The 26,412-nt window shown below is 66.5% G+C and carries 20 protein-coding genes and 2 pseudogenes; 17 read left to right on the forward strand and 5 right to left on the reverse strand.

What is annotated here, in order from left to right; all coding sequences use genetic code 11:
* Positions 1-44 precede the first annotated feature (44 nt).
* From ABD743_RS19000 to ABD743_RS19060, 14 genes and pseudogenes are all read left to right on the forward strand, one after another.
* On the forward strand, positions 45-839 hold the full coding sequence (locus ABD743_RS19000; RefSeq protein ID WP_344723443.1) for an SDR family NAD(P)-dependent oxidoreductase: 795 nt from the start codon (positions 45-47) through the stop codon (positions 837-839).
* 339 nt (positions 840-1,178) lie between these two features.
* Positions 1,179-2,921, forward strand: coding sequence for an ABC transporter substrate-binding protein (locus ABD743_RS19005; protein WP_344723444.1), 1,743 nt, complete (start codon positions 1,179-1,181; stop codon positions 2,919-2,921).
* Positions 2,922-2,924: 3 nt separating this feature from the next.
* Positions 2,925-3,878 (forward strand): ABC transporter permease, encoded by a 954-nt coding sequence (locus ABD743_RS19010; protein ID WP_344723445.1) that lies wholly within the window; start codon positions 2,925-2,927, stop codon positions 3,876-3,878.
* Positions 3,878-4,873, forward strand: a complete 996-nt coding sequence (locus ABD743_RS19015) for an ABC transporter permease (RefSeq protein ID WP_344723446.1) — start codon at positions 3,878-3,880, stop codon at positions 4,871-4,873. Before ABD743_RS19010 ends, ABD743_RS19015 begins: the two co-directional genes overlap by 1 nt.
* Complete coding sequence (locus tag ABD743_RS19020; RefSeq protein WP_344723447.1) at positions 4,870-5,745, forward strand: ABC transporter ATP-binding protein; 876 nt, start codon at positions 4,870-4,872, stop codon at positions 5,743-5,745. The genes ABD743_RS19015 and ABD743_RS19020 overlap by 4 nt, the downstream gene beginning before the upstream one ends.
* 98 nt (positions 5,746-5,843) lie before the next feature.
* Positions 5,844-6,668: an ATP-binding cassette domain-containing protein gene (locus ABD743_RS19025; protein ID WP_344723448.1), complete on the forward strand. Its 825-nt coding sequence runs from the start codon at positions 5,844-5,846 to the stop codon at positions 6,666-6,668.
* Between the two features lie 32 nt (positions 6,669-6,700).
* Positions 6,701-8,227, forward strand: a complete 1,527-nt coding sequence (locus ABD743_RS19030) for a S10 family peptidase (protein WP_379659497.1) — start codon at positions 6,701-6,703, stop codon at positions 8,225-8,227.
* Between the two features lie 44 nt (positions 8,228-8,271).
* Positions 8,272-9,975: a DUF885 domain-containing protein gene (locus ABD743_RS19035; protein WP_344723450.1), complete on the forward strand. Its 1,704-nt coding sequence runs from the start codon at positions 8,272-8,274 to the stop codon at positions 9,973-9,975.
* A gap of 28 nt (positions 9,976-10,003) precedes the next feature.
* Positions 10,004-11,209, forward strand: a complete 1,206-nt coding sequence (locus ABD743_RS19040) for a metal-dependent hydrolase family protein (RefSeq protein ID WP_344723451.1) — start codon at positions 10,004-10,006, stop codon at positions 11,207-11,209.
* A gap of 149 nt (positions 11,210-11,358) precedes the next feature.
* The gene (locus tag ABD743_RS19045) at positions 11,359-12,660 is read left to right on the forward strand and encodes a cytochrome P450 (RefSeq protein WP_344723453.1); all 1,302 of its coding nucleotides are present in this window, start codon (positions 11,359-11,361) and stop codon (positions 12,658-12,660) included.
* Between the two features lie 178 nt (positions 12,661-12,838).
* Positions 12,839-13,573, forward strand: coding sequence for a TetR/AcrR family transcriptional regulator (locus ABD743_RS19050; protein ID WP_344723454.1), 735 nt, complete (start codon positions 12,839-12,841; stop codon positions 13,571-13,573).
* Positions 13,574-14,194: 621 nt separating this feature from the next.
* Positions 14,195-15,026, forward strand: a pseudogene (locus tag ABD743_RS44510) (helix-turn-helix transcriptional regulator).
* 55 nt (positions 15,027-15,081) lie between these two features.
* Positions 15,082-15,912 carry a TIGR03619 family F420-dependent LLM class oxidoreductase gene (locus tag ABD743_RS19055; RefSeq protein ID WP_344723455.1) on the forward strand — a complete coding sequence of 277 codons (831 nt, stop codon included), beginning with the start codon at positions 15,082-15,084 and terminating at the stop codon, positions 15,910-15,912.
* Positions 15,913-16,041: 129 nt separating this feature from the next.
* Positions 16,042-16,689 (forward strand): CG0192-related protein, encoded by a 648-nt coding sequence (locus tag ABD743_RS19060; RefSeq protein ID WP_344723456.1) that lies wholly within the window; start codon positions 16,042-16,044, stop codon positions 16,687-16,689.
* Positions 16,690-16,717: 28 nt separating this feature from the next.
* Here ABD743_RS19060 and ABD743_RS19065 read toward each other — a convergent pair whose 3' ends face one another.
* Entirely contained in the window at positions 16,718-17,365 is a 648-nt protein-coding gene (locus ABD743_RS19065) for an FMN-dependent NADH-azoreductase (protein ID WP_344723457.1), read from the reverse strand.
* A 548-nt stretch (positions 17,366-17,913) separates the two neighbouring features.
* On the opposite strand from ABD743_RS19065, the gene ABD743_RS19070 reads away from it, so the two are divergent.
* Complete coding sequence (locus ABD743_RS19070) at positions 17,914-19,500, forward strand: hypothetical protein (RefSeq protein ID WP_344723458.1); 1,587 nt, start codon at positions 17,914-17,916, stop codon at positions 19,498-19,500.
* Between the two features lie 36 nt (positions 19,501-19,536).
* Here ABD743_RS19070 and ABD743_RS19075 read toward each other — a convergent pair.
* Positions 19,537-20,731, reverse strand: a pseudogene (locus ABD743_RS19075) (tetrahydrodipicolinate N-succinyltransferase N-terminal domain-containing protein).
* A 296-nt stretch (positions 20,732-21,027) separates the two neighbouring features.
* On the opposite strand from ABD743_RS19075, the gene ABD743_RS19080 reads away from it, so the two are divergent.
* Entirely contained in the window at positions 21,028-21,876 is an 849-nt protein-coding gene (locus tag ABD743_RS19080; protein ID WP_344723459.1) for a class I SAM-dependent methyltransferase, read from the forward strand.
* Between the two features lie 212 nt (positions 21,877-22,088).
* Positions 22,089-23,285, forward strand: a complete 1,197-nt coding sequence (locus ABD743_RS19085; protein ID WP_344723460.1) for an LLM class flavin-dependent oxidoreductase — start codon at positions 22,089-22,091, stop codon at positions 23,283-23,285.
* Between the two features lie 152 nt (positions 23,286-23,437).
* Here the strand turns inward: ABD743_RS19085 and ABD743_RS19090 are convergent, their stop codons facing one another.
* The 3 genes from ABD743_RS19090 to ABD743_RS19100 are packed head-to-tail and all read right to left on the reverse strand — an operon-like array spanning position 23,438 to position 26,402.
* Positions 23,438-24,388 carry a 2-hydroxyacid dehydrogenase gene (locus tag ABD743_RS19090; protein WP_344723461.1) on the reverse strand — a complete coding sequence of 317 codons (951 nt, stop codon included), beginning with the start codon at positions 24,386-24,388 and terminating at the stop codon, positions 23,438-23,440.
* Entirely contained in the window at positions 24,385-25,182 is a 798-nt protein-coding gene (locus ABD743_RS19095; RefSeq protein WP_344723462.1) for an HpcH/HpaI aldolase family protein, read from the reverse strand. Before ABD743_RS19095 ends, ABD743_RS19090 begins: the two co-directional genes overlap by 4 nt.
* A gap of 23 nt (positions 25,183-25,205) precedes the next feature.
* Positions 25,206-26,402: an enolase C-terminal domain-like protein gene (locus ABD743_RS19100; RefSeq protein ID WP_344723464.1), complete on the reverse strand. Its 1,197-nt coding sequence runs from the start codon at positions 26,400-26,402 to the stop codon at positions 25,206-25,208.
* Positions 26,403-26,412: the final 10 nt, after the last annotated feature.

Here is a 26,412-nt window from a genome sequence, read left to right on the forward strand (position 1 = left end):
GACGAACTCGACGGGCTGATGGTCCACAAGGGAGGGAACGGTCAGTGGCACGACACATCCTGATTACAGGAGCAGCCGGGGGCCTCGGCAGCGCTATATCGGAGCGGTTCGCGGCCGCGGGCGACCGGATCACCGGTGTTGATGCCCGGGAAGCTTCCCTGCGTGACCGAGTGGACGCGCTGGCAACGGCGCACGGGGTAGCGGTCGACGCGATCACGGCGGATCTGAGTGATCCTGCGGCCGGTGCGGTGGTCGACGAGGCGTGGGAGCGATCCGGACCGGTCGACGTGCTGGTGAACGCGGCGGGGATCTGGCCGGCGACGCCGCTGCTGGAGATGACCGCGCCGATGTGGGATCACGTGCTGGCCATCAACACCAGGGCACCGATGCTCACCACGGTGGCGCTGGGGCGGCTGGCAGTGGCCGCCGGACGACCAGCGAGTGTGGTGAACATCGCCTCGGGCGCCGCGATCCGAGCGCGGCCTGGCGCGGCCCACTACTGCACCTCCAAGGCGGCGCTCGAGATGCTCACTCGGTCCTGCGCGGTCGAGCTCGGTGCCCAGAGCATCCGGGTGAACGCTGTGTCGCCCGGGTTCGTGGCCGGTAGCAGCCAGGACGTCAACCCCGTCACCGAGGAGTACGCGGCCGCGGTGTCGACCAATGTGCTGGGCCGGGCCGGGCAACCGCACGACGTTGCCGCTGCGGTCTTCTTTCTCGCCTCGCCCGAGGCGGCCTGGACGACCGGTGCGGTGTTGCGGGTGGACGGGGGATCTTCGGCGGGCAACCCAGCACTGCCGTTGCATTGGACCGGTACTACCTCGGCGCAGTCCCCGGGCTGATTCTGTCGTCGATCGAGGGCTAGGACTCCACCGCCGGCGAGTCGAGAACCGCCCCACGCTGACGGAGCCCGCACCTGTGTGGCGGCCCCGGAGCGGGCCGCGGTCGCGCGGATCTTGGTCGTTGACACACCCTTCCGTGTCGGTAATATGTCACACGTCGCATATCACAGCCCGGCGCCGATGCTGAGCGCCGTGAGGGCGTAGCGGTCGCTATGACGAAAAGGGGCCTTCGGCGACTGCGGCCACATGATTGCGGACCCGATCGTCGAAGACCAGGCAGTTGTTGGTGCGAACGACGCCTTGGCGTTGCTGTGGAGCCTTAACAGTGGAGGCAGAACGTTGAACCGAAGGCGCTTCAGACTGGTCGCCGCCATCGTTGCCGCGGGAAGCCTGCTCCTTGCCGGCTGTGGGGGCGGCGGCAATTCCGCGAGCGGGGCCGGTGCGAATGTCGAGACCGACGCTCAGGGGTTCGCGCTCAACACGGGACCCGCCCAGAAGGGCGGCACGGTCAACATCCTCGGCGCCGTGGATCTCTCCCACCTGGATCCCGAGATGGGCAACGACGGCAACGTCCTCAATTTCTATCGGCTGATCTACCGTCAGCTCACGACGTACTCCAACGAACCCGGGAAGGGCACGACCGTTGTGCCCGACCTTGCCACCGACACGGGGCAGCCGAACGCGGATAAGACGGTGTGGACCTTCACGCTGAAGGACAACATCTTCTACCAGGACGGCACGCCGATCAAGGCGCAGGACTTCAAGTTCAGCATCGAGCGGTCATTCGATCCGGCCGTCGCGATCGGGCAGAACTATCACCGGCCCTACCTCGACCCGTCCGGTCAGTACCAGGGTGTTTACAAGGACCCGGCCGGCCTGAAGTCCATCGAGGTCCCGGACGACAAGACGATCGTGTTCCATCTGAGCAAGCCGCTTGCGGGCTTCCCTGACATCGCGGCCACGGCCGTCTTCACGCCCTTCCCGGCGGACAAGGTGACGGGCCCGACCTCGATCGACCAGAACCCGATCGCATCCGGCCCGTACATGATCGACGGCTACACCCGCGGATCGCAGCTCACGCTCTCCCGGAATCCGAACTGGAAGCCGGAGACGGATGACGTCCGCCCGGCATACCCGGACAACTACAAGTTCATCTTCGGCCTGGATCCCAGCACGATCGACCAGCGGATGATCTCGGATCAGGGCGAGGACAAGAACGCGATAGCGTCCAGCACCAACCCGCTTCTCGCCGCGAGTCTCTCACGCATCCAGCAGCCGCAGTTCAAGTCACGGACCGTGCGAAACGTCCCGAACTGCACGACGTACATGGCGATGAACACCACCAAGCAGCCTCTGGGCGACCTCCGGGTGCGTCAGGCGATCAACTACGCCGTCGATCTCAAGAGCAACCAGGCCGCCACCGGCGGCGAGCAGATGGCCACCATCACGCACGACATGCTCACTCCTGAGGTGCCGGGGCGAGTGCCGTTCAACCTCTACCCGAGCGCGGGGGATCAGGGCGACGTGGCCAAGGCCAAGGAGTTGCTCACCGAAGCCGGATACCCCAACGGCTTCGAGGCCACCATCGACGTCCGGTCGATTCCGGTCTGGAAGGCGCAGGCCGAGGCCATGCAGCAGTCGCTGGAGCGGGTCGGCATCAAGCTGACCCTCAACGTCATCGATGCCTCCACGTACTACGAGGTCATCGCGACCCCGGCGAAGCAGCACGAGATGGCGATCACCGGGTGGTGCTCCCCGTGGCTGTCCGGCATTCCGCTGCTCCAGCCGCTCTTCGACGGCCGGCAGATCACCGCGACCGGCAACCAGAACATTTCCCAGATCAACGATCCCGAGATCAACAAACGGCTTGACGAGATCTCGGTGATCACGGACCTGGACCAGCAGAACGCGGAGTATGCCGAGCTCAACAAGCAGATCATGGAGAAGGCCCCCGTGGTGCCGCTTGACTGGGCGACCAACCTCCAGATGGCAGGCTCCAACGTGGCGAACGCCTTCGCGCACCCCGGCCGCACAGGGTACATCGACTACACCTCGGTCGGGTTGAAGGACCCGACGAAGTAGACCATGGCCATACTGACGCCGGCGACGGTATCGGACGCCGAGAGCGAGCAGGCGCTGCTGAACGCCGCACCGCTCTCCGTCGTGAGACTGTCCAGACAACTGTTCACCGTCCCAGTGATCTTGAGCACCGGCTTCTTGGCTCTGGTCCTGCTGATGGCGATCTTCGCGCCGCTCATCACCAAGATCAGCGGCTGGGGCCCGTACACCTTCGACCCGACCGCAGTGGACTCCGCGACCGGCGGCGTTCCGCTGGGATCCTTCGGCGGGATCGGGTCCCGGCACTGGCTCGGGGTCGAGCCGCAGAACGGCCGCGACATCTTCGCCCGGATCGTCTACGGGGCGCAGGTCTCCATGCTCATCGCGATCTCGGCCACGGTGTTGACGGCCACCCTCGGAGTCGTGCTCGGGATGCTCGCCGGATTCTTCGGTGGCGTCGTGGATCAGGTGATCTCGCGAGTCATGGACTTCCTGATGGCGTTTCCCACCCTGATCTTCATGATTGCCCTGCTGTCGGCGCTTCCGCACATCAATCGGCCGCTCATGCTCATCGCTGTTCTGAGCATTTTCGGCTGGGTCCACATGGCCCGCATCATTCGCAGTCAGACGATGTCCTTGGCTCGCCGCGAATTCGTCGAGGCTGCTCAGGCCTCGGGGGCGAGCCGGGCGGCCATCATATTCCGGGAGATCCTGCCCAATCTCTCCGGTTCGATCATCGTCATCGCCACACTCGCGGTGCCGAACTTCATCGGCGTCGAGGCCGGGCTGTCGTTCCTCGGCGTCGGTATCACGCCACCGACCGCATCCTGGGGCCAGATGATCTCGGCGTCGGTGCCCTGGTTCACCGCGGTGCCGAGCTACTTCCTGATCCCCGGAATCTTCCTCTTCCTTACCGTCCTCTCGGCGACCGTCGTCGGTGACCGAGCGCAGAAATTGATCGCCGAAGGCGGGCGGCTCTGATGGGTCTCTATGTAGGGAAGCGACTCCTCTGGGCAGTCCTGACCTTGCTCGCGGTTACCTTCTTCACCTTCTTGGTGTTCTTCGCGCTCTCGCCGGAACCTGCGGTGGCCATCTGTGGGCAGACGTGCACCCCGGACCGGATCGACGCCATTCGGCACCAGCTCGGCATCGACCAGCCTTTCCTCACCCAGTTCGTCACATTCCTGCAGGGAATCTTCGTCGGCAGGAGCTACGGCGACGGTCCGTCGGCAATCGCCTGCGCTGCACCATGTATCGGCCACAGCTTTCAGAACGGTCAGGACGTCCTGACCATGATCCTGAGCCGGCTGCCGGTGTCGATCACGCTCGCCGTCGGCGCGTCCGTTCTCTGGCTGCTCTTCGGCATCACGCTCGGTTTGGTCAGCGCGCTGAAGTCCGGAACGGGCTGGGACAGGACGGCCATGGTGATCGCGCTGGCCGGCGTGGCTCTGCCGAACTACTTCTTGGCGCTGGTGCTGCAGTACGTCCTCGTGGCGAAGCTCGAGTGGCTTCCCTACCCCAGCGCGGTCGACTTCGGCGACGATCCCGTCGTCTGGTTCCAGTCGTATCTGATGCCGTGGATGGTGCTCGCATTTCTCTACGTCGCACTGTATGCGCGGCTCACCCGCACGAACGTGCTCGACACTCTGAGCGAGAACTTCATGCGCACGGCGCGGGCCAAGGGACTTGCGCCCGGTCTGATCCTGCGTCGGCATGCTCTGCGTCCCTCGCTCACGCCGCTGGTGACGCTGTTCGGCATGGACGTCGCGACGCTGCTCGGGGGTGCGCTGATCACGGAGACCGTGTTCGGGCTGAACGGCGTAGGAAAGCTGGCGTTCGACGCGGTCGCCTCGAACGACCAGCCGGTCATCATGGGCGTCACTCTGCTGGCCGCGTTCTTCGTGGTGATCGCGAACATCGTGGTCGACCTGCTCTACCGCTTCCTCGACCCGAGACTCAGAACGGTGACGCGATGACTCAGCACGAGGTGGGCCGAGGTGAGGACGAGAAGCGGACCGACGGAACGCCGCTGCTCGAGGTGACAGACCTGTCGGTCGGTTTCGACACCAAGCAGGGGCGCTCGACCGTGGTCGACGGGATCTCCTTCCGCATCGACAGGGGCAAGACGCTCGGGGTCGTGGGGGAGTCCGGCTCCGGCAAGTCCATGACGTCGCTCGCCATCATCGGCCTGCTGCCGAAGGGTGCGCGTACCAGCGGTTCTGTGATGTTCAAGGGGGAGGAGCTGCTCGGCCGCCGCGAGCAGCAGATGCGCCGGATCCGTGGCGACCAGATCGCCATGATCTTCCAGGACCCCCTGTCGTCGCTGAACCCGTACTACACCGTGGGGCTCCAGATCGAGGAGGCGTACCTGGCGCATCGCGGTGGTGGGCGGAAGAACGCCCGCAAGGTCGCCATCGATGCGATGCGTCGAGTGAAGATCCCCGATCCGGACCGCCGGGCGGACCACTACCCGCACCAGTTCTCGGGCGGCATGCGGCAGCGGGTCATGATCGCCATGGCGCTCTCCTGTGAACCCGACCTGATCATCGCGGACGAGCCGACCACGGCGCTCGACGTCACCGTGCAGGCACAGATCCTGGAGCTCATCTCGATGCTCCAGAGCGCTACCGGCGCAGCGATGCTGTTCATCACGCACGATCTGGCCGTGGTCAGCCAGATCGCAGACGCCGTCCACGTGCTGCGGAACGGCAAGACCATGGAGACGGGACCGACCGAGCAGATCTTCTCCCGGCCGGAGAACGAGTACACCCGGGAGTTGCTCGCCGCGGTGCCACGTATCGAGGACGCCGTCGACTTCTCCGGGCCGGCCGGTAGGGGGGCGCAGTGAGCAGCATGACCCCTGAGACGGTCAACGGTGGTTCGGACGCACCGCTGTTGCGGGCCCGGTCGCTCGTCAAGGTGTTCTCGATCAAGGGCGACGGTGCCGTGACCGGCAAGTCGACGTTTCGTGCCGTCGACGACGTGAGCTTCGAGATCTACCCCGGCGAGACCACGTCGATCGTGGGCGAATCCGGCTCGGGCAAGTCGACGACAGCGCGGATCATCGCGAAGCTGCTCGAACCGACATCGGGAACGCTGGAGTTCGATGGCGTCGACGTGACACGGCCCGACAAGAAACAGCTCCGAGCGTTCCGAAGTGATGTTCAGGTCGTGTTCCAGGACCCGTTCTCGTCCCTCAATCCCAGACACACCGTCGAACAGATCATCTCGGCTCCGCTGCGCTATCAGGGAATCGGGGACTCGAAGGAGTATCCCCGGATCGTCAAGGACCTGATGTCGCGGGTGGGGCTGAACCCTGACCACTCGCGTCGTTATCCGGCGCAGTTCTCCGGCGGCCAGGCGCAGCGCATCGGCATCGCGCGGGCGCTCGTCGTGAACCCGAAGCTCGTCATCTGCGACGAGGCCGTCTCGGCCCTCGACGTCACCGTGCAGGCGCAGGTCATCGACCTGCTCAAGGATCTGCAGCGGGAGCGCGGCTTCAGCTACCTGTTCATCGCACACGACCTGGCCGTCGTCCGCCAGATCTCACATCGCGTCGCGGTGATGAGCCGCGGAAAGATCGTCGAGCAAGGCCCGCGGGACGCGGTGTTCGACCACCCTCAAGACGATTACACGAAGACGCTCTTGGCGGCGATACCTCGGATCAACCCGGAATGGGATCGGGCCCGCCTGATGCATGAGCGACTCCGCCTGAACGGCGCGCCTGACGGCCAGGGTGAAAAGGGTGAACTGGTCGACCAGGAGCGGTAGGCGGAGAAATGACGGCACGAGCCTGAGGAGAAATGGTGGGCGAGGACGATCGGCCCGAGGAGGCATCACGCGAGCGGAACGGGAATGACGGCACCCCGCCGACCGACGACCTGGTGACGACGACGCACACTATGCGGCTCGGTTCGCGGAGCCTCGACTATCACGCGACGGCGGGCCGGATGGTGATCAGTGAGGAGGTCATCAGCGAGGGCACCTTCAAGGGCAGGATGCCCACCGCCGAGGTATTCGTCACCGCCTACACCGCCGACGGTGCGGACCCGCTGACGCGGCCCGTGGTCTTCGCCTTCAACGGTGGCCCCGGTTCCTCATCGGTCTGGTTGCATCTCGGCCTGTTCGGGCCGCGTCGAGTCGACTCCGGCGACGTCGACAACCGGACCCCGCCGCCTTATGGACTGCTGGACAACGCGGAGTCCCTGCTGGCGCACGCCGACATCGTCTTCATCGACCCCATCACCACGGGCTACAGCCGCGCTGTCGTCGGAGGCGCTCCCGCCGACTTCCATGGCTTCAGCGGTGACCGCGACCTCGTCGGGGAGACGATCCGGCTCTGGCTGACTCGCAACGAGAGATGGCTCTCGCCGAAGTTCCTGGCGGGGGAGTCGTACGGTACGACGCGGGCGGCCGCTCTCGCCGGCTACCTCGCCACACGTCACGGAATGGCGATGAACGGGATCATCCTGATCTCGGCGGTCCTCGATTTCGGCAGCATCCGCTTCTACGAAGGCAACGATGCTCCCTATGTGAACTTCCTGCCGACCTACGCCGCCATCGCGCACTATCACGGCAAGCATGAGGGCAGAACCCTGCGCGAGGTCGTCGCCGACGCCGAGGCCTTCGCGGAGGGCGAATACGCCCACGCGCTGTCCCGTGGAACGCGCCTGAGCAGGGACGAGCGGCGAGAGCTCGCCACGCGAGTCGCCGAGCTGATCGGGCTGGACGCCGACTACGTGTTCCGCTCGAACCTGCGGATCGAGCACAAGCACTTCTTCGCCGAGCTCCTGCGCGATCGGGAGCTCATGACCGGTCGCCTCGACGCTCGCTTCACCGCCCATCCCGGCGACCTTGAGTTGGCGGAGCAGGACCAGGACCCCGCGCACTTCGTGATCTTCTTCCCCTACACCGCGGCGGTGAACCACTACCTGCGGGCCGAGCTGAAGTACGAGTCGGACTTCACGTACGAGATCTTGACCGACCGAGTGCAGCCGTGGTCGTACAAGGAGTTCGAGAACCGCTACGTCGTGAGCGCCGATGCGCTGTCGTCGGCGATGCGGATGAATCCTGACCTCAAGGTCTACGTGGCCTTCGGGTACTACGACGCCGCCACGCCTTTCGCGGCCGCCGAGTACGTCCTCGCGCACCTGCGCGTTCCGGATGAGGCTCACGGAAACATCGTGCGCCGCTACTACGAGGCGGGGCACATGATGTATCTGCACGAGCCCTCGCGCGTCAGGCAGAGCGCAGACATCGCCGAGTTCATCACGTGGGCGACCGGAGGCGAGGCTCCGGCTCTCGAGGCCGGCAGGGAAGGACAGCCGTGACGCCGGACGGGCCGAGAGCAGAATCAGACGAAGAAGGGAATTGAATGACGGTATCGGAGACCTTGCAGGAGGCCGACGAACTGCTGAGGGATCTCTACGAGTCCGAGTGGCGGTGGCGGACGGAGCAGCTCGGTGAGCAGTCTCTCTCCTCGCGCGGGCGGATCGACGACTTCCTGCCGGATGTGAGTGAGGCCGCTCAGCAGGAGCGTCTCCGCTACTGGGAATCGGTGCTCGGCAAGCTGAGGGAAGTGCCGTTCGAGCGCCTCTCGGCGGCGGCGAAGCAGGACTACTCGGTCTATGAGCAGCAGATCTCGACGTTGATCGCGCAGCAGCAGCACCGGATGTACGAGCGTCCGGCCAACGCGGACACCTCGTTCTGGGGCGTGCTCGCCGAACGCGGCAACCGGGCGTTGGACAGCGAGGACGACGCGCGGCGTTATGTGAAGCAGCTCGGCGACGTACCGAGGTTCTTCGCCCAGCACATCGACAACATGCGAGCTGGGATCGGTCGTGGTTTCGGTCCGCCGCAAGTCTCGATGACGGGTCGGCAGGAGACGATCCGGACTGTCGCGACGGCCGGCGCGCCTGAGGAGACGGTGTTCTTCAAGCCCTTCGGCACCTTGCCGGACGGGCTGCCGCAGGAGATTCGCGAACGCCTGCGGGAGGAGGGCGCCGCGGTCATCGCCACGGCGGTGATCCCCGCCTACCGGGACCTGCTCACCTACGTCGAGCAGGAGTACTTCCCACAACTCCCGGTCGCCACGGCAGCGGCCGACGGCCCGGACGGCGCCGCCTTCTATCAGGCCCAGCTCCGCGAGTTCACGACGACGGAGCTGAGCGCGCAGGAGATCTTCGTCATCGGGCAGCGCGAGGTGGCCGCGATCCGGGCGGAGATGGAGGAGGTCGCCGCGCAGGTCGGCTTCGCGGGCGACGTGCCTGGCCTGCTGGAGTTCATGCGCACGGACCCGAGGTTCTACGCGAAGACCGCCAAGGAGCTGCTGATGGTGGCGGCTTACGAGGCGAAGAAGTTCGACCTGGTCGTCGACCGTTTCTTCGGGAAGCTGCCGGAGATGCGCTTCGGGATCGTGGAGGTTCCCCCGGACCTGGCGCCTTTCTATACGTTCGGTCGCGGGGGCCTGGGCCGCTACACCCTCAACACCTACAACCTGCCGGCGCGGCCCCTCTATTCGATTCCCGCGCTCACGCTGCACGAGGCCGCTCCCGGCCACGCGTTCCAGATCCCCTTCGCACACGAGCAGAAGCATCACCCTGCGTTCCGCCGGCACGTCTATATCTCGGCTTATGGAGAAGGCTGGGCTCTCTACACCGAACGGCTCGGCGTCGAGATGGGGATCTACGAGACACCCTTCGACATGATGGGCATGCTGAGCTTCCAGATGTGGCGGGCCGTCCGGCTCGTCGTCGATCCGGGCATGCACGCACTCGGGTGGAGCCGTGAGCAGGCTCAGGACTTCATGCGGGCCAACACGGCGATCGCCGACCACGAGATCACCACCGAGATCGACCGCTACATCGCGTGGCCCGGTCAGGCGTGCGCTTACCACCTCGGCCAGCTGAAGATCTGGGAGCTGCGCCGCCGTGCCGAGGAAGCGCTCGGCGAGGCTTTCAACATCCGCAATTTCCACGACACCGTGCTCGGTTTGGGCAGCGTGCCGCTGACCGTGCTCGAGCAGGAGATCGACCGGTTCATCGCTGAGGGCGGCCGTTCGCCCTTCATGTCGTCTTGAGTTCGACCTCCGGGAGTACGAGTTACACATGATCGATTCACGCAGCCTGACGGTCGTCAACGCGCTCATCTTCGACGGTTCCAGCCCTGACCTCACGCCCGGCGCGATCGAGATCGTCGACGGCACCGTGACCGCCGTGGGCGACCTGACCCCGGCCGCTGGTGCGACAGTCGTCGACGCCGGCGGCAAGGTCGTGATGCCAGGCCTGATCGATGCGCACTTCCACGCGTACGGCACGAGCCTGTCCGCGCTCGAGAACGAGTCGGTGTCGCTCAGCTATGTCTCGCTGGTCGGCGCAGCACGGCTGCGGTCAGCTCTGGGCCGAGGCTTCACCACGGTACGCGACGTCGCCGGCGGCGACATCGGACTGGCCAACGCGATCGAGCGGGGCTACGTCGTCGCTCCGCGTTACCTCTACACGGGGGCCGCGCTGAGCCAGACGGGAGGGCATGGCGACGCGCGGCCCGCCGACTTCGATCTCTGCTGCCCCGGCGGCCACATGTGCGAGGTCGTGGACGGTGTCGACAATCTCCGGCGCGCAGTGCGCGAGCGTTTTCGCACGGGCGCGCACGCCATCAAGGTCATGACGTCGGGCGGGGTGGTGTCGCTGACCGATCCGATCCGGATCCCTCAGTACTCGCCGGAGGAGCTTCGGGCAGTCGTCGAGGAGGCGGGCAGGCGCGGCAGCTACGTGGCGGCGCACGCCTACTCCCCGGAGTCGATCGTGCATGCGGTGAGCAACGGCGTCCGGACGGTCGAGCACGGCAACTTGCTCGACGAGGGCTCGGCCGGGGTGATGGCCGAGCACGGGGCGTACCTGGTTCCCACGCTCGTCGCCTACGACGCGATGGAGCGCCGCGGAGACGAGGTCAACATGTCGCCGATTTCGAAGGTGAAGAACAAAGAAGTTCTGGATTCAGGACTGCGCGCGATCGAGGTTGCACGGGCAGCCGGGGTGACGATCGGTTGGGGAAGCGACCTGATGGGCGAACTGGAGGACGATCAACTGCGGGGCCTCCGGCTCCAGTTGGAGGTCGAGAGCCCGCTCGAGGTGCTGCGGTCCGTGACCTCCGTCAATGCGGAGATCATCCGACGGCCGGACCTCGGCCGGATCGGTGTCGGGGCGGCCGGCGATCTGCTGCTCGTCGACGGGAACCCGTTGGAGGACCCGTCCGTCGTGTGGGACGAGTCCCGGCCTCGCACTGTGATCCAGCGGGGCATGGTCGTCATGTGAGATCCCGCCGGATGCACCCCCGCGGTGCCGGACCCGGCGAAATCTGGCACTTCAGGCATCGATGCACGGTGTGCATCTTTGTGTCCTAGGGTGGTTGTGCTCTCCCACCACGGGCAGCCGAACGACGGCGTGCCCGGAAAGGACATGTGATGAGTGCCTCGAGCGAGCAGACGTCGTACGAGTCCCCGGCCGGGACCGCGACGTCGATGAGCCGGGTCCTGCCCACGGATATGACCGAGCGCCCCGCTGGTTGCCCGTTCGCCCCAGCGCCTGGCCTGGAGCGACGTCGCGGTGACGGAGCTGTGCAGCCGCTGACTCTTGCCAACGGGGCTCACGCTTTCATGGTGACCGGGTTCGACGAGGCGCGCGCCGTCATGGGTGATCAGCGCTTCAGTTCCGACCGGGTCCGCTATCCCGACGCCTCCCAGCTGCAGCCGCACGAGGTGGCCGCGCTGGCCGAGCGGGGTGAGACACCAGCGCGAGCGGCGGTGGAGGAACGCACCGACGGGATGTTCGTGTTCATGGACCCGCCCGAGCACACCCGGCTGCGGCGGCTGCTGACCGGGCAGTTCACCGTCCGGCGGATGAAGGCGCTGGAGTCGCGCGTGCGGGAGATCGCGGTGGAGCACATCGAGGCCATGCAGGCCGCCGGCACCGAGGCCGACCTCGTCCCCTCCTACGCGCTGCCGATCCCGTCGCTGATGATCTGCGAGCTGCTCGGCGTGGACTACGCCGACCGCGAAGAGTTCCAGCACAACACCCACATCTCGCTCGCCCTCACCACCACCGATGAGGAACGCGCGAAGGCCCGCGCGGCGCTGTACGGGTTCATCCAGCACCTGGTGAACCACAAGCGCCAGAACCCGGCCGACGACCTGCTCTCCGGGCTCGTCCACGACGCCGAGCCGCCGTTGACCAACGCCCAACTGGTGGACGTCGCTCTGGTGCTGCTCGGAGCGGGCCACGAGACCACCGCGAACATGCTCGGCCTGGGCACCCTCGCGTTGCTGGACAACCCCGACCAGCTGGCCGCCCTGCGAGCCGACCCGAGCCTGATCGACAACACGGTCGAGGAGCTGCTGCGCTACCTGAGCATCATCCAGCTCGGCGTGACCCGGATCGCCACCGAGGACGTCACCGTCGGCGGCGTCGACATCCCGGCCGGCACCACGGTGGTGATCGCAACTCCGGAGGCCAACCGCGACCAGCGACACTTCCCCGAGCCCGACCAGCTCGACGTGCACCGGCCCCGCTCGCCGCATCTCGCGTTCGGCCACGGGATCCACCAGTGCCTCGGCCAGCAGCTGGCGCGCATCGAGATGCGCATCGGGTTCGCGGAGCTCTTCAACCGCCTGCCGAACCTGCGGCTCGCCGTGCCCGTCGAGGAGATTCCCCTGCGTAACGACATGCAGATCTTCGGCGTCCACGCGCTGCCGGTGACCTGGGCCTGACCACCATGAACTGACACCCGGGGTCGGGCGCCTGCGCCCGGTGGACCAGCGGCGGCCGCCCGCCCCGCGGTGCACAGGCATACCGCGATACTCGAACGCAGCAGGTAGGGGCGGTCCCGCGGTTGGCCGGCCGAGCAGAATGGACGGCTCCGTGCCGGACGACACGAGGAGGGACACGATGGCCGTTTCCGTGCCAGCGGGCACGCACCCGCGCGTCGGTGGCGATGCCGAGCCGGTGCTGGGGCGTCGGGAGCGGAAGAAGCTCGCCACCCGGGCCGCGGTGCGCGAAGCGGCACTTCGCCTGTCCGTCCGGCACGGGGTCGAGAACGTCACCGTCGAACAGATCGCGGCGGAGGCCGACATTGCGCTGCGAACCTTCTTCAACCACTTCTCCAGCAAGGAGGACGCGGTTGTCGCCGCCTCGGCCGCCGGCGCCGACGCGCTCATCGCGGCTTTCCGGGCGCGTCCTCGCACCGAATCAGTACTCCAGGCACTCCGCGGGGCAGTGCTCGTCGTCATGGACGACAGCGACGCGACCAGCCACGATCACCTCAAGGCCCTCCGGCTGATCCGCACGGCACCCTCGCTGGTTCCTCACCAGCTCGCCATCCTCGCCACGCAGGAGAAGGCCCTCGCCGAAGCCATCACGGAGCGGCTCGGCCCAGCTGATACCGGCCCGTCGGGGGGCGGGCCCTCTGCGATGTCCCGGCGCACTCCCATCTATCCGATGCTCTGCGCCGCAACCGCGCTCGCCGCCTTGCGGCTGGTGCTCGACCGCTGGCTCGACCAGGCCACCGGCCCCGACACCGCGCCGCCGCTCGACGCCTTGCGTGGCGAGATCGACCAGGCGCTCGCCGAACTCGCAGCGGGGCTGGACCGGCCCGGTATCAGGGCGGCGACCGACAATCCCTGACGTCGTGTGATTTATTCTCCGACGGAACTCCCCACCGCTGACGTCATTCCACGGTCGGTCGGCGGAATGCCGGACATCGCCGCTCCTGTCGGGTTTCTCAATCTCGGGCCGTCCGATCCGCTCCCGCAAGCCCGCGGCAGGAAATGTCTCGAAGCTGAGCAGAGAATGTCGCCCCCACTGAGCATCTGGTGCGGTCAACTGGGGTGACTCGACGCCCGGACCTCGGAAGGACGTTCATGCCCGCCATCGCGGATCCCCGAACTCAAGGCGGTTCGGCAGGTGCTGCCCACCCGGACCGAACGCCCTGTCCGCTATCTGCGAGCCGCGGACGCCCGGGTACTTGTCGCTCGGGTGGAGACGCCTGACACCCGTCGGGTGAGGAGTCGACGTGTCAGTAGGAGGCGAGGCGCCGTCGCCGCAATGCGCGGCCTCACCCGAGTCAGGAAAACGGTACCAATGCGGGGCATGCGCAATGACGGCGAAGACGATCGGTCGGCCGGTGGGAAGGCCCGCTGCCCAACCTGCTCACCACCCGAGACCACGCCCGAATATTGGCTTGCCCGCTCATCGGTATCACCTCATCTGCCCCACGAAAGCCAGGGCGTTATGAGCGGGCGGCGGATGAGCGCCGAGGCGCAGCGTCGCCGCCAGTTGGGCGAGTTCCTCAGGCTCCGCCGGTTGCGGCGTGCCCGGGACGAGCCGTCCCTCCCACCGGTCGCCGGACGGTTCACGGGGCTTCGTCGTGAAGAGGTCGCCATCCTGTCCGGCATCAGCATCGGCTGGTACACGTCGCTCGAACAAGGTCGCAATGCCCGTCCGTCTCGGAGTGTGCTCGACGCGGTCGCACGTACCCTGCGACTGACGTGCGCTGAACATTCCTACGTTCTGTCACTAGCGGGGTATGTGGCCCGTCCGCCCGCGGAGGATCGGCCTCTGCGGGAGGTTCCGGCACATGCGCTGCGGCTGCTCGACGTACTCGGAGATTTCCCGGCGTACGTCGCCGACCCGGACTGGCAGATCGTGAAATGGAACAGGGCGTTCGAGGTGCTCTACCCGACCGTGGCGACCGTTCCCGAGGTCGACCGCAATGCACTCTGGCTCATGTTCACCGATCCGTACGTGCGCGAGTTGATCGAGCACTGGGAAGTCGCCGGTCGCCGGTTCGCTGCCGCATTCAGGGCTGCTGCCGGAGACCGCCTCTGCCCCGTCGGTGTCCATGCTGATCGGTCGGCTTCTCGCGTCGAGCGACTTCTTCCGCGAGTGCTGGAGCGAGCACGACATCGAACCGTTCACTCCCAGCAGAGAGCTACTCCATCACCCGGTCGCCGGCGACCTCGACTTATGGCACCACCGATTGACTCCCGCGGGCCTACCCGACCTCCACATCGCCATCTGGACGCCCGAGATGTCAACGGATGCACCAGTTCGACTTTCTCGGATGCTGGAAGAGTGAAAACAGGCGCCTCGGGTGATCTGGTAAATGAATTCAGAGTCGAGGGAAGCACAACGTGAAGTTTGGTATAGCGGCCTTCGTGACCGACGAAGGTATCGGTGCAGCCGCGCTGGCTGTGGCGGTCGAAGAACGCGGCTTCCATTCTTTGGCCGTCACTGAACACTCGCATATACCGGTCAACTACACCCCACCGTATCCAGGCGCAGGAGAGCTGCCCCGGGTCTACCACCGGACACTGGACCCTTTTGTCGTTCTCTCGGTGGCCGCGACCGTGACACGCGAACTCGTGCTCACTACCAGCGTGATTCTGCTGCCACAGCGAGACGTGATCTACACGGCCAAGCAGGTCGCGAGCCTGGATCTCATCTCAGGTGGCCGGGTCGTGCTCGGGGTCGGAGTCGGCTGGAACCGGGAAGAGATGAGCAACCACGGGACCGATCCGGCGACCCGTGGCCGGAAAGCGAACGAGCAGGTGGCCGCGCCCAAATTGTTGTGGACCGAGGAGCAGGCGGAGTTCCACGGCCGGTTCGTCGACTTTCCCGCGGTGTTCAGCTGGCCAAAGCCGGTCCACAACCCACACCCGCCCGTCTACATCGCGGGTGAGAGCCCTGCGGCACTCGATCGGCTGCGCCTGCACGGTGACGGCTGGTTGCCCCAAGCTGCTACCCCGGTGGCGGAGTTGCGCCGGGTGCGCCAATGGTTGTCCGATCACGGTCGAGATGCCGTGCCGACGATGATATGGGGAGCGGGTCGAGACGAGGCGATGCTGACGGATTACGCCGAGGCCGAGGTCGACGAAGTTTTATTCCTCCTGACGAATCGGCCTGAATCGGAGACATTGCACGACCTCGACGAACTGGCTGCCTTCGTCACCGGCCTCGTTTGACTTCGCCGTCGCAGCACGGGCGGGTGTCGACGCTAGTGAGCCGCCGCCGACGGCTGACGCGCGGCGGGCGGTGTCGTGGACGAGGTCGGCAGTGAGGTCGGGGACGATCTGTGGCGTAGTTTCCGCTTCATGGCCTTGATCCACCGCGCGCAGTTGAGCCGGACGAAGCACGAGTTGATCGCGAAATGGCTGCCGACGCGGCCGTGGTCCGAGGATGCCGTGTCGGGCCAGGTCGAGCTCATCGGCGCGTATCGGTTCGACGACCCGGTCGGTGCGGTGGGGATCGAGACGCACGTGGTGCGGACCGGTGACATGCAGGTACTCCAGGTGCCGCTGACCTACCGTGGTGCACCGTTGGCAGGTGCCGACGACTTCCTCGTCGGCACGACGGAGCACTCCGTGCTCGGGCGCAGATGGGTCTATGACGGGTGCGGCGACCCCGTCTATGCCGCCGCCCTCGCGACGGTGATCCTCTCCGGCGGCCAGGAGGCCGAGGAGTGGGTGGAGCAGGTGGACGGCCCGAGTCAGCGCCGGGAGCCCTCGGTCCGGGTGGTCGGCTCTGGTACGCCGAGCGACGGGGCCTTCTCGGTCGCCTCCGTGTCGGTTATGGACCACGGCACCACCACGACGGTCGGTGCGCCCGGGCTCGAACTCGTGGTGCGACGCGTCCTCGGCGGGCCGGCCCGCGCCGACGACGATGTCGAGAACCTCACCGGAGTCTGGTCGGGGAGCGCCGAGCCGACCCCACTGGCGTACGCACGTCGCTTGCCGAGCTAGTCGGCAACTTGGGCGGCTCCCGTTGCTGTCAGGCGGCCCCCAGCTTTTCCGCGAGCTCTGTCGCCTCGCGGTGTGCGGCGGCGAGTTCGTTGCGGCTCCGGTCGAGCTGGTCCGCGAGGCGAGGCACGGTCTCGGCGAGGGTGAGGCTCGTGGTGATCACCGATACGGACATCCCGAGCGAGGAGCCGAGGATGAGCTGCAGCGCCGGGACGGCGTGGTCCCAGCCTGCGGTGGGCGTCCCCGTGTCGTAAGCGCCGCCCCGGCTGGTGACGATGACGGCGGGCCGGCCCTTGAGTGGCTGGGTGTCGGAGTCGAAGGGTGCGGTGAGGCCGGGGACGTGGATGTTGTCGATCCAGGCCTTCAGGGTGGAGGGCACCGAGTAGTTGTAGAGCGGCGCTCCGAGAAGGAGGACGTCGGCGGCCAGCAACTCGTCGATCAGAGCCTGCTGCTGTTGCTCGGCTTCGGCCGGCGGTGCGGCGCCTGCGGGGCGGAGCCGTGCGGGCCAGTGGAGGTCGGCGTCGGCGAGATGCGGCAGCGGATCCCGATGCAGGTCCCGTCGGGTGACGGTGTGGTCGGGTCCGAGCGCTGTCCATGCGTTCGCGAACGTCGCGGTGATCGACCGCGACCGAGAGGTGCGGAGATCGGCCGACGAGTCGAGATGGAGCAGGTTCGGCATGGTCCGAACACTAGCCGCTCACCCTCGCCGTGCCGCCGGTTTCGGTCACTCATCCCATAGACCGCCCGGATCTCCTTTGTGGCCGTCGTGTCGTGACCGGCGGTGATGAGCAGCTGTCGCATGGCCGCCAACCCGTCGCGGCTGAGAGCATCCGTAGAAGAGCTGGTTCTCCATGAGGTGGCTGAGCACGTCGTCCTCGGGTTCTGATGTGGCTTATTACAAACCCCGGGTCGTCCTCGGCAATAACCCTCGAGAGGCACTTGATCGGCTATCCGAAGTGGTCGCACCAAAGCTCCAGCAGATCACACCTGAACGACCTGATCGAAGTGGAGAGATTGTCGTCACGGTGACGACGATTTACCTTGCGAGGACGATCACCGGGTATGCGGCCTGCGCGTGCCAGCAAGCAACGAGAAGAGCATCGCACCGACCCTGCAGCAACGCACAGATGCCCGCCAGGAGGAGTTGCGGCGCACATCCTGCAACTACAGAGAACCATCGGTAATCAGGCTGTTGGGCACCTTCTCCAGCAGATGCGGACCGGCGCTGTGAATCCCGAGCAGGGCAATGACATCGCTGAGCATGCTGAACCCACTGCAACCTCCACCTCCGACGCCCGGAAGCCGAGCGCGCCTCTGACGGTCCAACGCGCCGTCAAGGTCGGGGTGGGCGAAGACGCTCAAGAGATAAAACCAGAGTCGGCCGACTCGTACTGGCGGGCCATCGCGGACCTGGCCACGTTTAAACAGCGTGATGAGGAAAATCGGCAGGTGATGCAGAATCAGTTCAAGAAATGGGTGGAGGTCGAGCCTGGAGACACTACCTCTGGCCGATCGAATCCACGGTGGGGAAGAAAGCGGCAAGAGCGGTGGTACGACACGGTTCAGGATCTCGAGCTTGGCCTGTACGGTTGGGCCTCCGCCAAATCGGGGCGTCGCGACGAAAAGGTGTACGCTCGCACCGTGGTGGCGAGTGACGTTGTCGAGTTGCGCTTGAACAAGGTGCTTCGAAACATACTGTACCGGGTCCACCGAATGGATTTGGAGCCGGACGTGTGGGGGCAGATCTCTCCATCGGAGAAGGTTAATAAGATTCTCGAAGAACTTGACGAGGACTATGTTGAAGTCGCACCGGGCCGTAGGCCGGTACCGCGTTCGGCATATGCCACCTACGCGAACATCATGGCGGAGATGAGAGGCCGGCCGGAACTGTACACCGCCGTCAAAAACGGTCCTCTGGATGTCATGATGAGTCCAGAGCGGTACTCGTTCCGAGATAAAATCATCGCACTTCACGGATTGAAAGAATACTTTATACAGCAACGTGCGCACGCACCGGTGAACGAGGGTGCCGGCACCCTGCCCCAGCTTTCGGAAGACCTCTACCAGGTGACGATCGAAGAGCGTGCGGAGACTCTGGAGAACGGGGAGGTGCGACGTACGCGTATCACGTCGTCGGAGAGCGGTGGTAACCCTGGGGATAGGCATCGACAGGCGACTGTCGATGAGCATTCCGACGTTGTGAAATTTGCACGACGCCATCATCTGCCTATGTGGGCTGCGATGTCGAGGACCACGGCGAACGCTCTTAATCTTGCACGATGGGCCGACGCGTCCATTGGCGACCTGACGGCTGTCGCCCACAGCTTCTTCGCCTTTTGGCGACTGAACTATGATCATTCCACCGGTTTGGCGCCACATACAATGCATGAAGCTCTCGATATTGCTCGGAACTTCGGGGTGCCATACGATCCCTTCGATCGCGGCGCGGAGATTACCAAGTACGACAGCGCAGAGGATCGTGCGCGGCAGATGTCCATGATTCGTGACGAACTCAGGGAGGATGCGGAGACTTTCTTCAGTCTATTCGATGGCGGGGACCTCGATGCGGCCATTGACTACGATGCTACGGGTCTCGATCAGTCGATCATGCTCAGTCGGATGAAGATCGGCCGGTTCAAGAGGAACTTCGACGAGCTTCTCGCATCGTACGACACTGCGCCTGATGGCGATCGCGCCAGAGTGCTCAACGAAATGATGGATGTTTTGACGTCGCTGCGTAGCAGTCGGCGGCACCTTGCGCGTCAATACCGTCTACGGGACGAGATGTCGACGGCGGAGAAAACTGCTCGTTGACGCGGGAGCTCTCGAGCGCCGGCTCCGCCGGCAGGTTCAGTTCTTGTGCAACTCGGGGTTGAGCACGACCTGATTCTTCTTGTGGACGACCTCGACCACGCCGCTCACGCTGTTGCGCCGCAACAACAGGTCGTCGTGGCCGGCGAGCTCGCGGGCCTTTCACCACGCGTCCGTCACTCAGGGAGCACTTGGTACCGGCCGTGACGTAGAGCCCGGCTTCGACCGTGCAGCCGTCGCCCAGCGGAATACCGCAGCCCGAGTTGGCGCCCAGCAGTGAGCCTTGGCCGACCCGGATGACCATGTTGCCGCCGCCCGACAGCGTGCCCATGAGCGACGCACCACCGCCGACGTCGCTCCCGTCGTCCACCGTGACGCCGGCGCTGACACGGCCTTCGATCATGCTCTTGCCGAGCGCGCCCGCGTTGAAGTTGACGAAGCCCTCGTGCATCACGGTAGCGCCTTCGCCCAGGTAGGCACCCAGTCGAACGCGATCCGCGTCGGCCACGCGCACACCGGTCGGCACCACGTAGTCGGTCATGCGTGGAAACTTGTCGATCGAGTGCACGTGTACGTCGACGCCCTGGCTGCGCAGGAGACCGCGTACTTCCTCGAACCCTTCGGGCGCGAACGGTCCGACGTTGGTCCAGACCACGTTGGCGAGAAGTCCGAACAGGCCGTCGAGGTTCTGACCGTGTGGCGTGACTTTGCGCGTGGAGAGGAGGTGGAGGCGCAAGTACGCGTCGTGGGCATCGACCGGCTCGTGGGCGAGGTCGTCGACGAACGTCACCACGACGCCGCGCGGCAGCACGCGGTCGAGTCCCACGTCGCCGTTCGCATAGCGCGCGCGATTGCGCTCGAGTCGCTGGAGCGTGTCTCGCAACTGGCTCAGCGCGGTGACGTTCGCGTGTCGCTTTCCGTCGTTGGCGAATGGGGCGAACGTCGCGAGGGCGCGCTCCAGATCGGCGACGTCCAGACGGTAGCTCCCGGACCCGCCCCCGTGACCGACCAGGTTTGCGAGGACCGCGGCGGTGCCGAAATTCTCCTCGCGGTTCGGTGCGGGGAACCAGGTATCGAGCACGGTTGCGTCGGCGTTGATGGTGGCGGGGTCGTCGAGCGAGTCGATCCGGAAGGTGGCCAGGCCTACGCCAAAGGCTTGCGGACGGGTGTAGCCGCTGCGGGCTTCAATTTCCGATACGAACTTCGCAAACTGCTCGACGCTCTCGATCTTCATGGTGTCCCCTTACAACGAGTCCGCAATCGAGCGAAGTGTCTTATACGTATAAGTAACTTAGGCTCACCAGATGGTTCGGCAACCCTGAAGTGACGCGAATTACGTCCACCCGAGCCGGTGATGATCCGCCACACCTGCGCGCGAACTGCATCACGGTCGGATGGCCGGCGTCCAGAGCGGCCGCTGTCAGTGTGGTGCCCGACACGGCGGCGTCGCGCTCCTGCCCTCATCGAGAGCACCGCTGCGGCGAGGGGAATTCCGGTGTGGAGGGGGCGCCACGGAGCGATCATGACTCCATGCGCGGTGATCCGGGACCTCAGTTGGCGGCGCCCTACTACGAACGCGGGAGGGAAGCGGCCCGCCTCGACTCCGCGCGCGGGCGATTGGAGCGGGAACGCACCGAAGAGCTGGTGCAACGTCATCTACCGCCGCCGCCGGCAACTGTCGCTGACGTCGGAGGCGGGCCCGGCGCCTACAGTCTCTGGCTCGCAGCCTCGGGGTACAGCGTGATTCATCGGGACCTGTTCCCTTTGCACGTCCGACAGACCACCGAGGCGGCTTCTGCCGCCGGACTCCTGATCGACAGCGCAGTCGCCGACGCGCGTCATCTGGACCTGCCTGATGACTCGGTCTACGCCGTGCTGCTGCTCGGACCGCTCTACCACCTGCATGACCGAGACCAACGTCTGCACTGCTGGCGCGAGGCCGGCCGGATCTTGCGACCCGGCGGCGTCGTCTTCGCCGCCGCCATCAGCCGTTGGGCGACGCTGCTGGACGGATCGCTGCTGAAGCGACTCAGCCTCGCGTACGACAATTTCGATGCCACGCTGGACAGGGTGCTCGCCACGGGCTACCTCGACCCCCTGGAGCCCGGCGGGTTCGCGGCCTACACGCACCGGCCCGACGAGTTCATGGCCGAAGCGGAGGAAGCGGGCTTCACCGCGGCACCGCCCGTGGCGATCGAGGGGCCGGGCTACCTCATGCTGGACGTCGAGGAGCGCCGCGCTGACCCTTCGGCGTGGAATGAAATCCTCGACGCCGCACGCCGTGTCGAAGGAGTTCCTGAGCTCGTCGGTATCGGACAGCACCTGCTGCTGACCGCCTACATGTCTCAGGACCTCGGCGACGTCCTCGAGCCCGTGTAGCTCTTCTGCCTCTTCGCCGGCCAGAGACCGGGCGCGTTTCTCGATCCACTATCGCCGGGATCCTGACCGAGTGCGTAGGCAACGAGTCGGCCGTCGCGGCCCGGTTCGGCATCTCCGTGCGACGCTCTAGGAGAAGCTGCGCCGTCGACGTGCCGACCGTGCTCGCGCGCTGCCCCCGACGACCCGATCATCGCCGACCGAGGAGAGCAACCGTGCCCAACCCCGTCAACAAGCTGCGCTTCGGCATCTTCATGCCGCCGTTCAACTCGCCACCCACCCAGAACGCGACCACCTCGCTGCAGCGCAACGTCGAGACGATCCAGCTGATGGATCGGCTGGGCTACGACGAGGCCTGGATCGGCGAGCACCACAGCGCCGGCACCGAGATCATCGCCGACCCGCTCACCTTCATCGCCCACGTCGGCGCCGTGACGCGCTCCATCAAGCTCGGCACCGGGGTCGTCTCGCTGCCCTACCACAACCCGCTGTGGGTGGCCGACCGCGCGATCCTCGTCGACCACCTGCTGCGTGGGCGTCTGATGCTCGGGGTCGGCCCGGGCTCGCTGCCCACCGACGCCGCGATGATCGGGCTGGAGCCCTCCGCCCTGCGCCCCGCGCTCGCCGAGGACCTTGAGGTCCTGCTGCGGCTGTTGCTCGGCGACGGCAGGGTGTCGCACAAGACCGACCGGTACGAGCTGATCGAGGCCGCCACCCAGCTGGCACCGTACTCGGACCCGGTCTTCGACATCGCGGTTGCGGCCACCGCCTCGCCGGCCGGGCCGATCCTGGCCGGCAAGTACGGTCTGTCGCTGCTGTCGCTCGGGGCGACCACGCGGGAGGGCTTCGACGTGCTCGCCCACCACTGGAACGTGCTGGAGGCGGAGGCTGAGAAGGCCGGGCGGCCCACCGACCGGTCGCGCTGGCGGCTGGTCGGCCCGATGCACATCGCCGAGACCCAGGAGCAGGCGATCGAGGACGTCCGCTACGGCTTCGACGTGTTCTGCGACTACACCCAGAAGACGCTCGCGCTGCCCACGTTCCGGGCGGTGGGGGACACCTTCGAGGAGCGGGTCGCCTGGATCAACGAAACCGGGCTCGGCGTCATCGGCACGCCGGACATGGCCGTCGCCCAGATCCAGCGGCTGATGGACCAGTCCGCCGGTGGGTTCGGCTGCTACATGATGATGCAGCACGACTGGGCCAACTGGGAGGCCACGCAGCGGCACTACGAGCTGTTCGCCCGCCACGTCATCCCCGCGTTCCAGCCGTCGCAGCGCCGGCTGCTCGCGGCCCAGGAGTGGGCGCGTAGCCGCCACGGCGAGCTCGACGCCAAGAACGGCGCGGCCATCCAGGCATGGACGGACAAGTACGCCGCCGAGCGGAAGCAGGACGAGACCACACAGGCCTGAGCTGGCCTGATACCCGTCTCGGGGGCACCCCGTCTGGCCGGCCACGCAACGGATGTCGGCCCATGAACGTCCGGTTGTCACTACTGACGTTCATGGGCCCTTCCGAACCCACCCTCGACGTGCACGGGCTGGGCCGCCCGGAGGATCGCGCGTCAGGGCACCGGCGTGACGGCCTTGCCCGTCGCGAACCAGGACCGGATGTTGTCGATCATGCACTGGTCCATGGCGTGGCGGGATTCGACGGTGTTGCTGGCAATGTGCGGGAGAACGACCACGTTGTCCGCCTCCCGCAGCGTCCGCGGCACGTTCGGTTCGTCGGCGAACACGTCGAGACCCGCGCCGCCGATCGTGCCGGTGACCACGGCGTCGACCAGCGCCTTTTCGTCCACCAGCCACCCGCGCGCGATGTTGACGAACACACCCTCCGGGCCGAGTGCGGCGAGCATCTCGGCATCGACGAGATCGCGCTGCCCCGGACCACCCGCTGCGCAGAGGAACAGGAAGTCGGACTCGCGCGCGAGCTCCACGCCGGAGGAGTACAGCCGGTGATCGACGTCGGGCGCGGGCCGCGGGTCGTAGTAGCCGATGGTCATGTCGAATGCGGCGAGCCGCTGAGCGAGGAGCCGTCCGATCCGGCCCATGCCGAGGATGCCCGCCCTCTTGCCGGAGAACCGCTTGCCGGATGCCGGAGGCCCACCTGCACCCCAGTGCCCCGCCCGCACCCACCGGTCCCCGGCGGTGATCCGACGGGAGACGTCCATCGCGAGCACCACGGCGGTGTCGGCGACGTCCTCGTAGAGAACCGGTGTGGTCGTGACGACGATTCCCCGCTCACGGGCGTGAGTGAGGTCGGTGCGTTCGAGCCCGACGCCGAACAGCGCCACGATCTCCAGCTTCGGCAGCGCATCCATCATCGGCGCAGACAGGCCGATCATGGGGCTGGAGAGGCCGCCCCGGATCCGTTCCGCCGCCGCACCGAGCGAGCCTGCGACGTCGTCGAACGACTCGACCTCGTGCAGCGTGAACTCGGCACCGAGCGCCTCGAGCACCGCGGCACGGTGCGTGCCGATCACAGCGAGCTCGACGCGATCCCGCGCGCTCATGCGTATTGCCCGGTCTTGGGGAGCACGACCTGCCTACTGCCGTCGAACGCCTGCGCGACGACTGCTGTGGCGGCCTGCCGCATCAGTGCGGCGTCCGAGCCGACCGTGAACATCGCGTACCCGCGGGCGTGCCAGCGCCGTGCGGTCTCGACGCTGTCGCAGTGGATGCCCGCGACGACGCCGTGCCGCCTGCAGGCGTCGACGACGGTCTCGATGAGCCGCTCGTGCTCGGGGTCCGTCACGGCGAGAGTCGGTGTCATCCCGTGGCCGAGTGCGAGGTCGGACGGGCCCACGTAGATCGCGTCGACGCCCGGAACCGACAGGATCGCGTCGAGGTTCTCCACTCCGCCCGGCGTCTCGATCATCACCGCCACGATCGTGCGCCGGTTGGCCACCTCGGGGCTGTAGTTCTCGACGTCGAACGCCGCGCGGATGGGGCCCCACGAGCGCATACCCATGGGCGGGTACTTCGCGGCCGCGACCGCGGCGCGTGCCTCCTCCTCGGAGCTCACCATCGGCACGATCACTCCCTGCGCGCCTGCGTCGAGTGCCTTCATGATGTGGTCGGGCTGGTTCCATGCCACCCGCACGAACGCCGGCGTAGCGGTGATGGACAGTGCCTGCAGCATCGGCGCCATCTGGTCGTAGGCAACCAGCCCGTGCTGCGTGTCGATGCACACCCAGTCGAATCCGCTACGGCCCATCAGCTCCGCGGAGAACGGGCTGGGGATGGAGCACCAGCCCCCGATCGTCGCGTCGGTGCCGTCCCACAGTTCACGCAAGGTCCTACCCATGATCTCTCCCCGCTTGTCGTCGGTCACGCGAAGCTCAGCTCTCGCCGGCTTTCGATCTTGTTCTCGTCGAGGTCCATGCCCAGGCCCGGCTCGGTCGGCGGGGTCACCTCGCCGTCGACCGGGTGGACGGGATGGGCGAGGAACCACTGGTGGATCGTGTTCCACTTGAGCAGGTACTCGATCATCGGCGTGAGCGTCGGCGGCTGGGCGAAGCTGATGTGCGTGTTCGCCGGCACCGAGTGGCCGTGCGGGATGAGCTGCACGTCGTACGCGCTCGCCAGCGCCGCGATCTTGAGCATCTCGCTGATGCCGCCCGCCCAGTACGTATCGGGCTGGTAGAGGTGCATGGCGCCGGCGGCCATGAGTTGGTGAATGCCCCAGCGCGTGTACTCGTGCTCCGCACCCGACACCAGGATGTCGCTGCGCATCCGCCGGGTGATCTCGGCATAGGACTGCGGCTTGTCCGGCAGCACGGGTTCCTCGATCCACCGTGGCGCGTACTCCGCCAGCCGGTCGGCCATGCGCAGCGCGTACGGCACGTCCCACGACATCCAGGCGTCGACCATGATGTCGACGTCCGGCCCGACCGTGTCGCGCAGTGCCGCGATCAGCGCGACGTTGGCCTCCATTCCGGCCTTGCCGTCGGAGGGCCCGTGCCGGGGGAACCACTTGGTGGCGCTGAACCCCTGTGCCACGATCTCGGCCGCGCGTTCCCGTGCCGCGTCGAGGTCGAGCGAGTAGCCGAGCGCGGAGGCATAGGCCGGGATCGAGTCCCGCACCGGGCCGCCGAGCAGCACGTACACCGGCACTCCGAAGTGGCGACCCTTGAGATCCCACAGCGCGCAGTCCAGGGCGCTGATCGCCATCATCTCGACGCCCTTGCGGCCGTGCACCGCCGAGCGGTACATGACGTCCCACAGGTACTCGGTGGCAAGCGGGTCCTGGCTCACCAGCAGCGGTGCGAAGCCGGTCTCGATGAGGTGGGCCTGCTCCCTGGTGATCGGCCCGGCGGTGCCGGTGACGCCGTCGTCGGTCTCGATGTGGACGAACACCGCGGTGATCCGGTAGGCGCCGGCACCCGTCGACGGCAGGAACGTCGGCCCCTCGGCCCGGAACTGGGGATAGATGTCGACGGGGCGGATCAGGCGTTCCTCCCAGAACACGCCCGGATGGTCCATCGTGCCGCTGTACTCCACGCAGCGGACGGCTGCGATCTTCACGCTCGGTTCC

Origin of the sequence: Pseudonocardia yunnanensis, assembly GCF_039534065.1 — a bacterium.
Lineage (GTDB): Bacteria > Actinomycetota > Actinomycetes > Mycobacteriales > Pseudonocardiaceae > Pseudonocardia > Pseudonocardia yunnanensis.

Excerpts from the sequence above, each read along its gene's own strand:
- ABD743_RS19045 (WP_344723453.1), top strand. The coding sequence starts at position 11,359 with ATGAGTGCCTCGAGCGAGCAGACGTCGTACGAGTCCCCGGCCGGGACC.
- ABD743_RS19080 (WP_344723459.1), top strand. The coding sequence starts at position 21,028 with ATGCGCGGTGATCCGGGACCTCAGTTGGCGGCGCCCTACTACGAACGC.
- ABD743_RS19065 (WP_344723457.1), bottom strand. The coding sequence starts at position 17,365 with ATGCCGAACCTGCTCCATCTCGACTCGTCGGCCGATCTCCGCACCTCT.
- ABD743_RS19035 (WP_344723450.1), top strand. The coding sequence starts at position 8,272 with ATGACGGTATCGGAGACCTTGCAGGAGGCCGACGAACTGCTGAGGGAT.
- ABD743_RS19090 (WP_344723461.1), bottom strand. The coding sequence starts at position 24,388 with ATGAGCGCGCGGGATCGCGTCGAGCTCGCTGTGATCGGCACGCACCGT.
- ABD743_RS19010 (WP_344723445.1), top strand. The coding sequence starts at position 2,925 with ATGGCCATACTGACGCCGGCGACGGTATCGGACGCCGAGAGCGAGCAG.
- ABD743_RS19015 (WP_344723446.1), top strand. The coding sequence starts at position 3,878 with ATGGGTCTCTATGTAGGGAAGCGACTCCTCTGGGCAGTCCTGACCTTG.
- ABD743_RS19095 (WP_344723462.1), bottom strand. The coding sequence starts at position 25,182 with ATGGGTAGGACCTTGCGTGAACTGTGGGACGGCACCGACGCGACGATC.
- ABD743_RS19060 (WP_344723456.1), top strand. The coding sequence starts at position 16,042 with ATGGCCTTGATCCACCGCGCGCAGTTGAGCCGGACGAAGCACGAGTTG.
- ABD743_RS19050 (WP_344723454.1), top strand. The coding sequence starts at position 12,839 with ATGGCCGTTTCCGTGCCAGCGGGCACGCACCCGCGCGTCGGTGGCGAT.
- ABD743_RS19030 (WP_379659497.1), top strand. The coding sequence starts at position 6,701 with ATGGTGGGCGAGGACGATCGGCCCGAGGAGGCATCACGCGAGCGGAAC.
- ABD743_RS19020 (WP_344723447.1), top strand. The coding sequence starts at position 4,870 with ATGACTCAGCACGAGGTGGGCCGAGGTGAGGACGAGAAGCGGACCGAC.
- ABD743_RS19040 (WP_344723451.1), top strand. The coding sequence starts at position 10,004 with ATGATCGATTCACGCAGCCTGACGGTCGTCAACGCGCTCATCTTCGAC.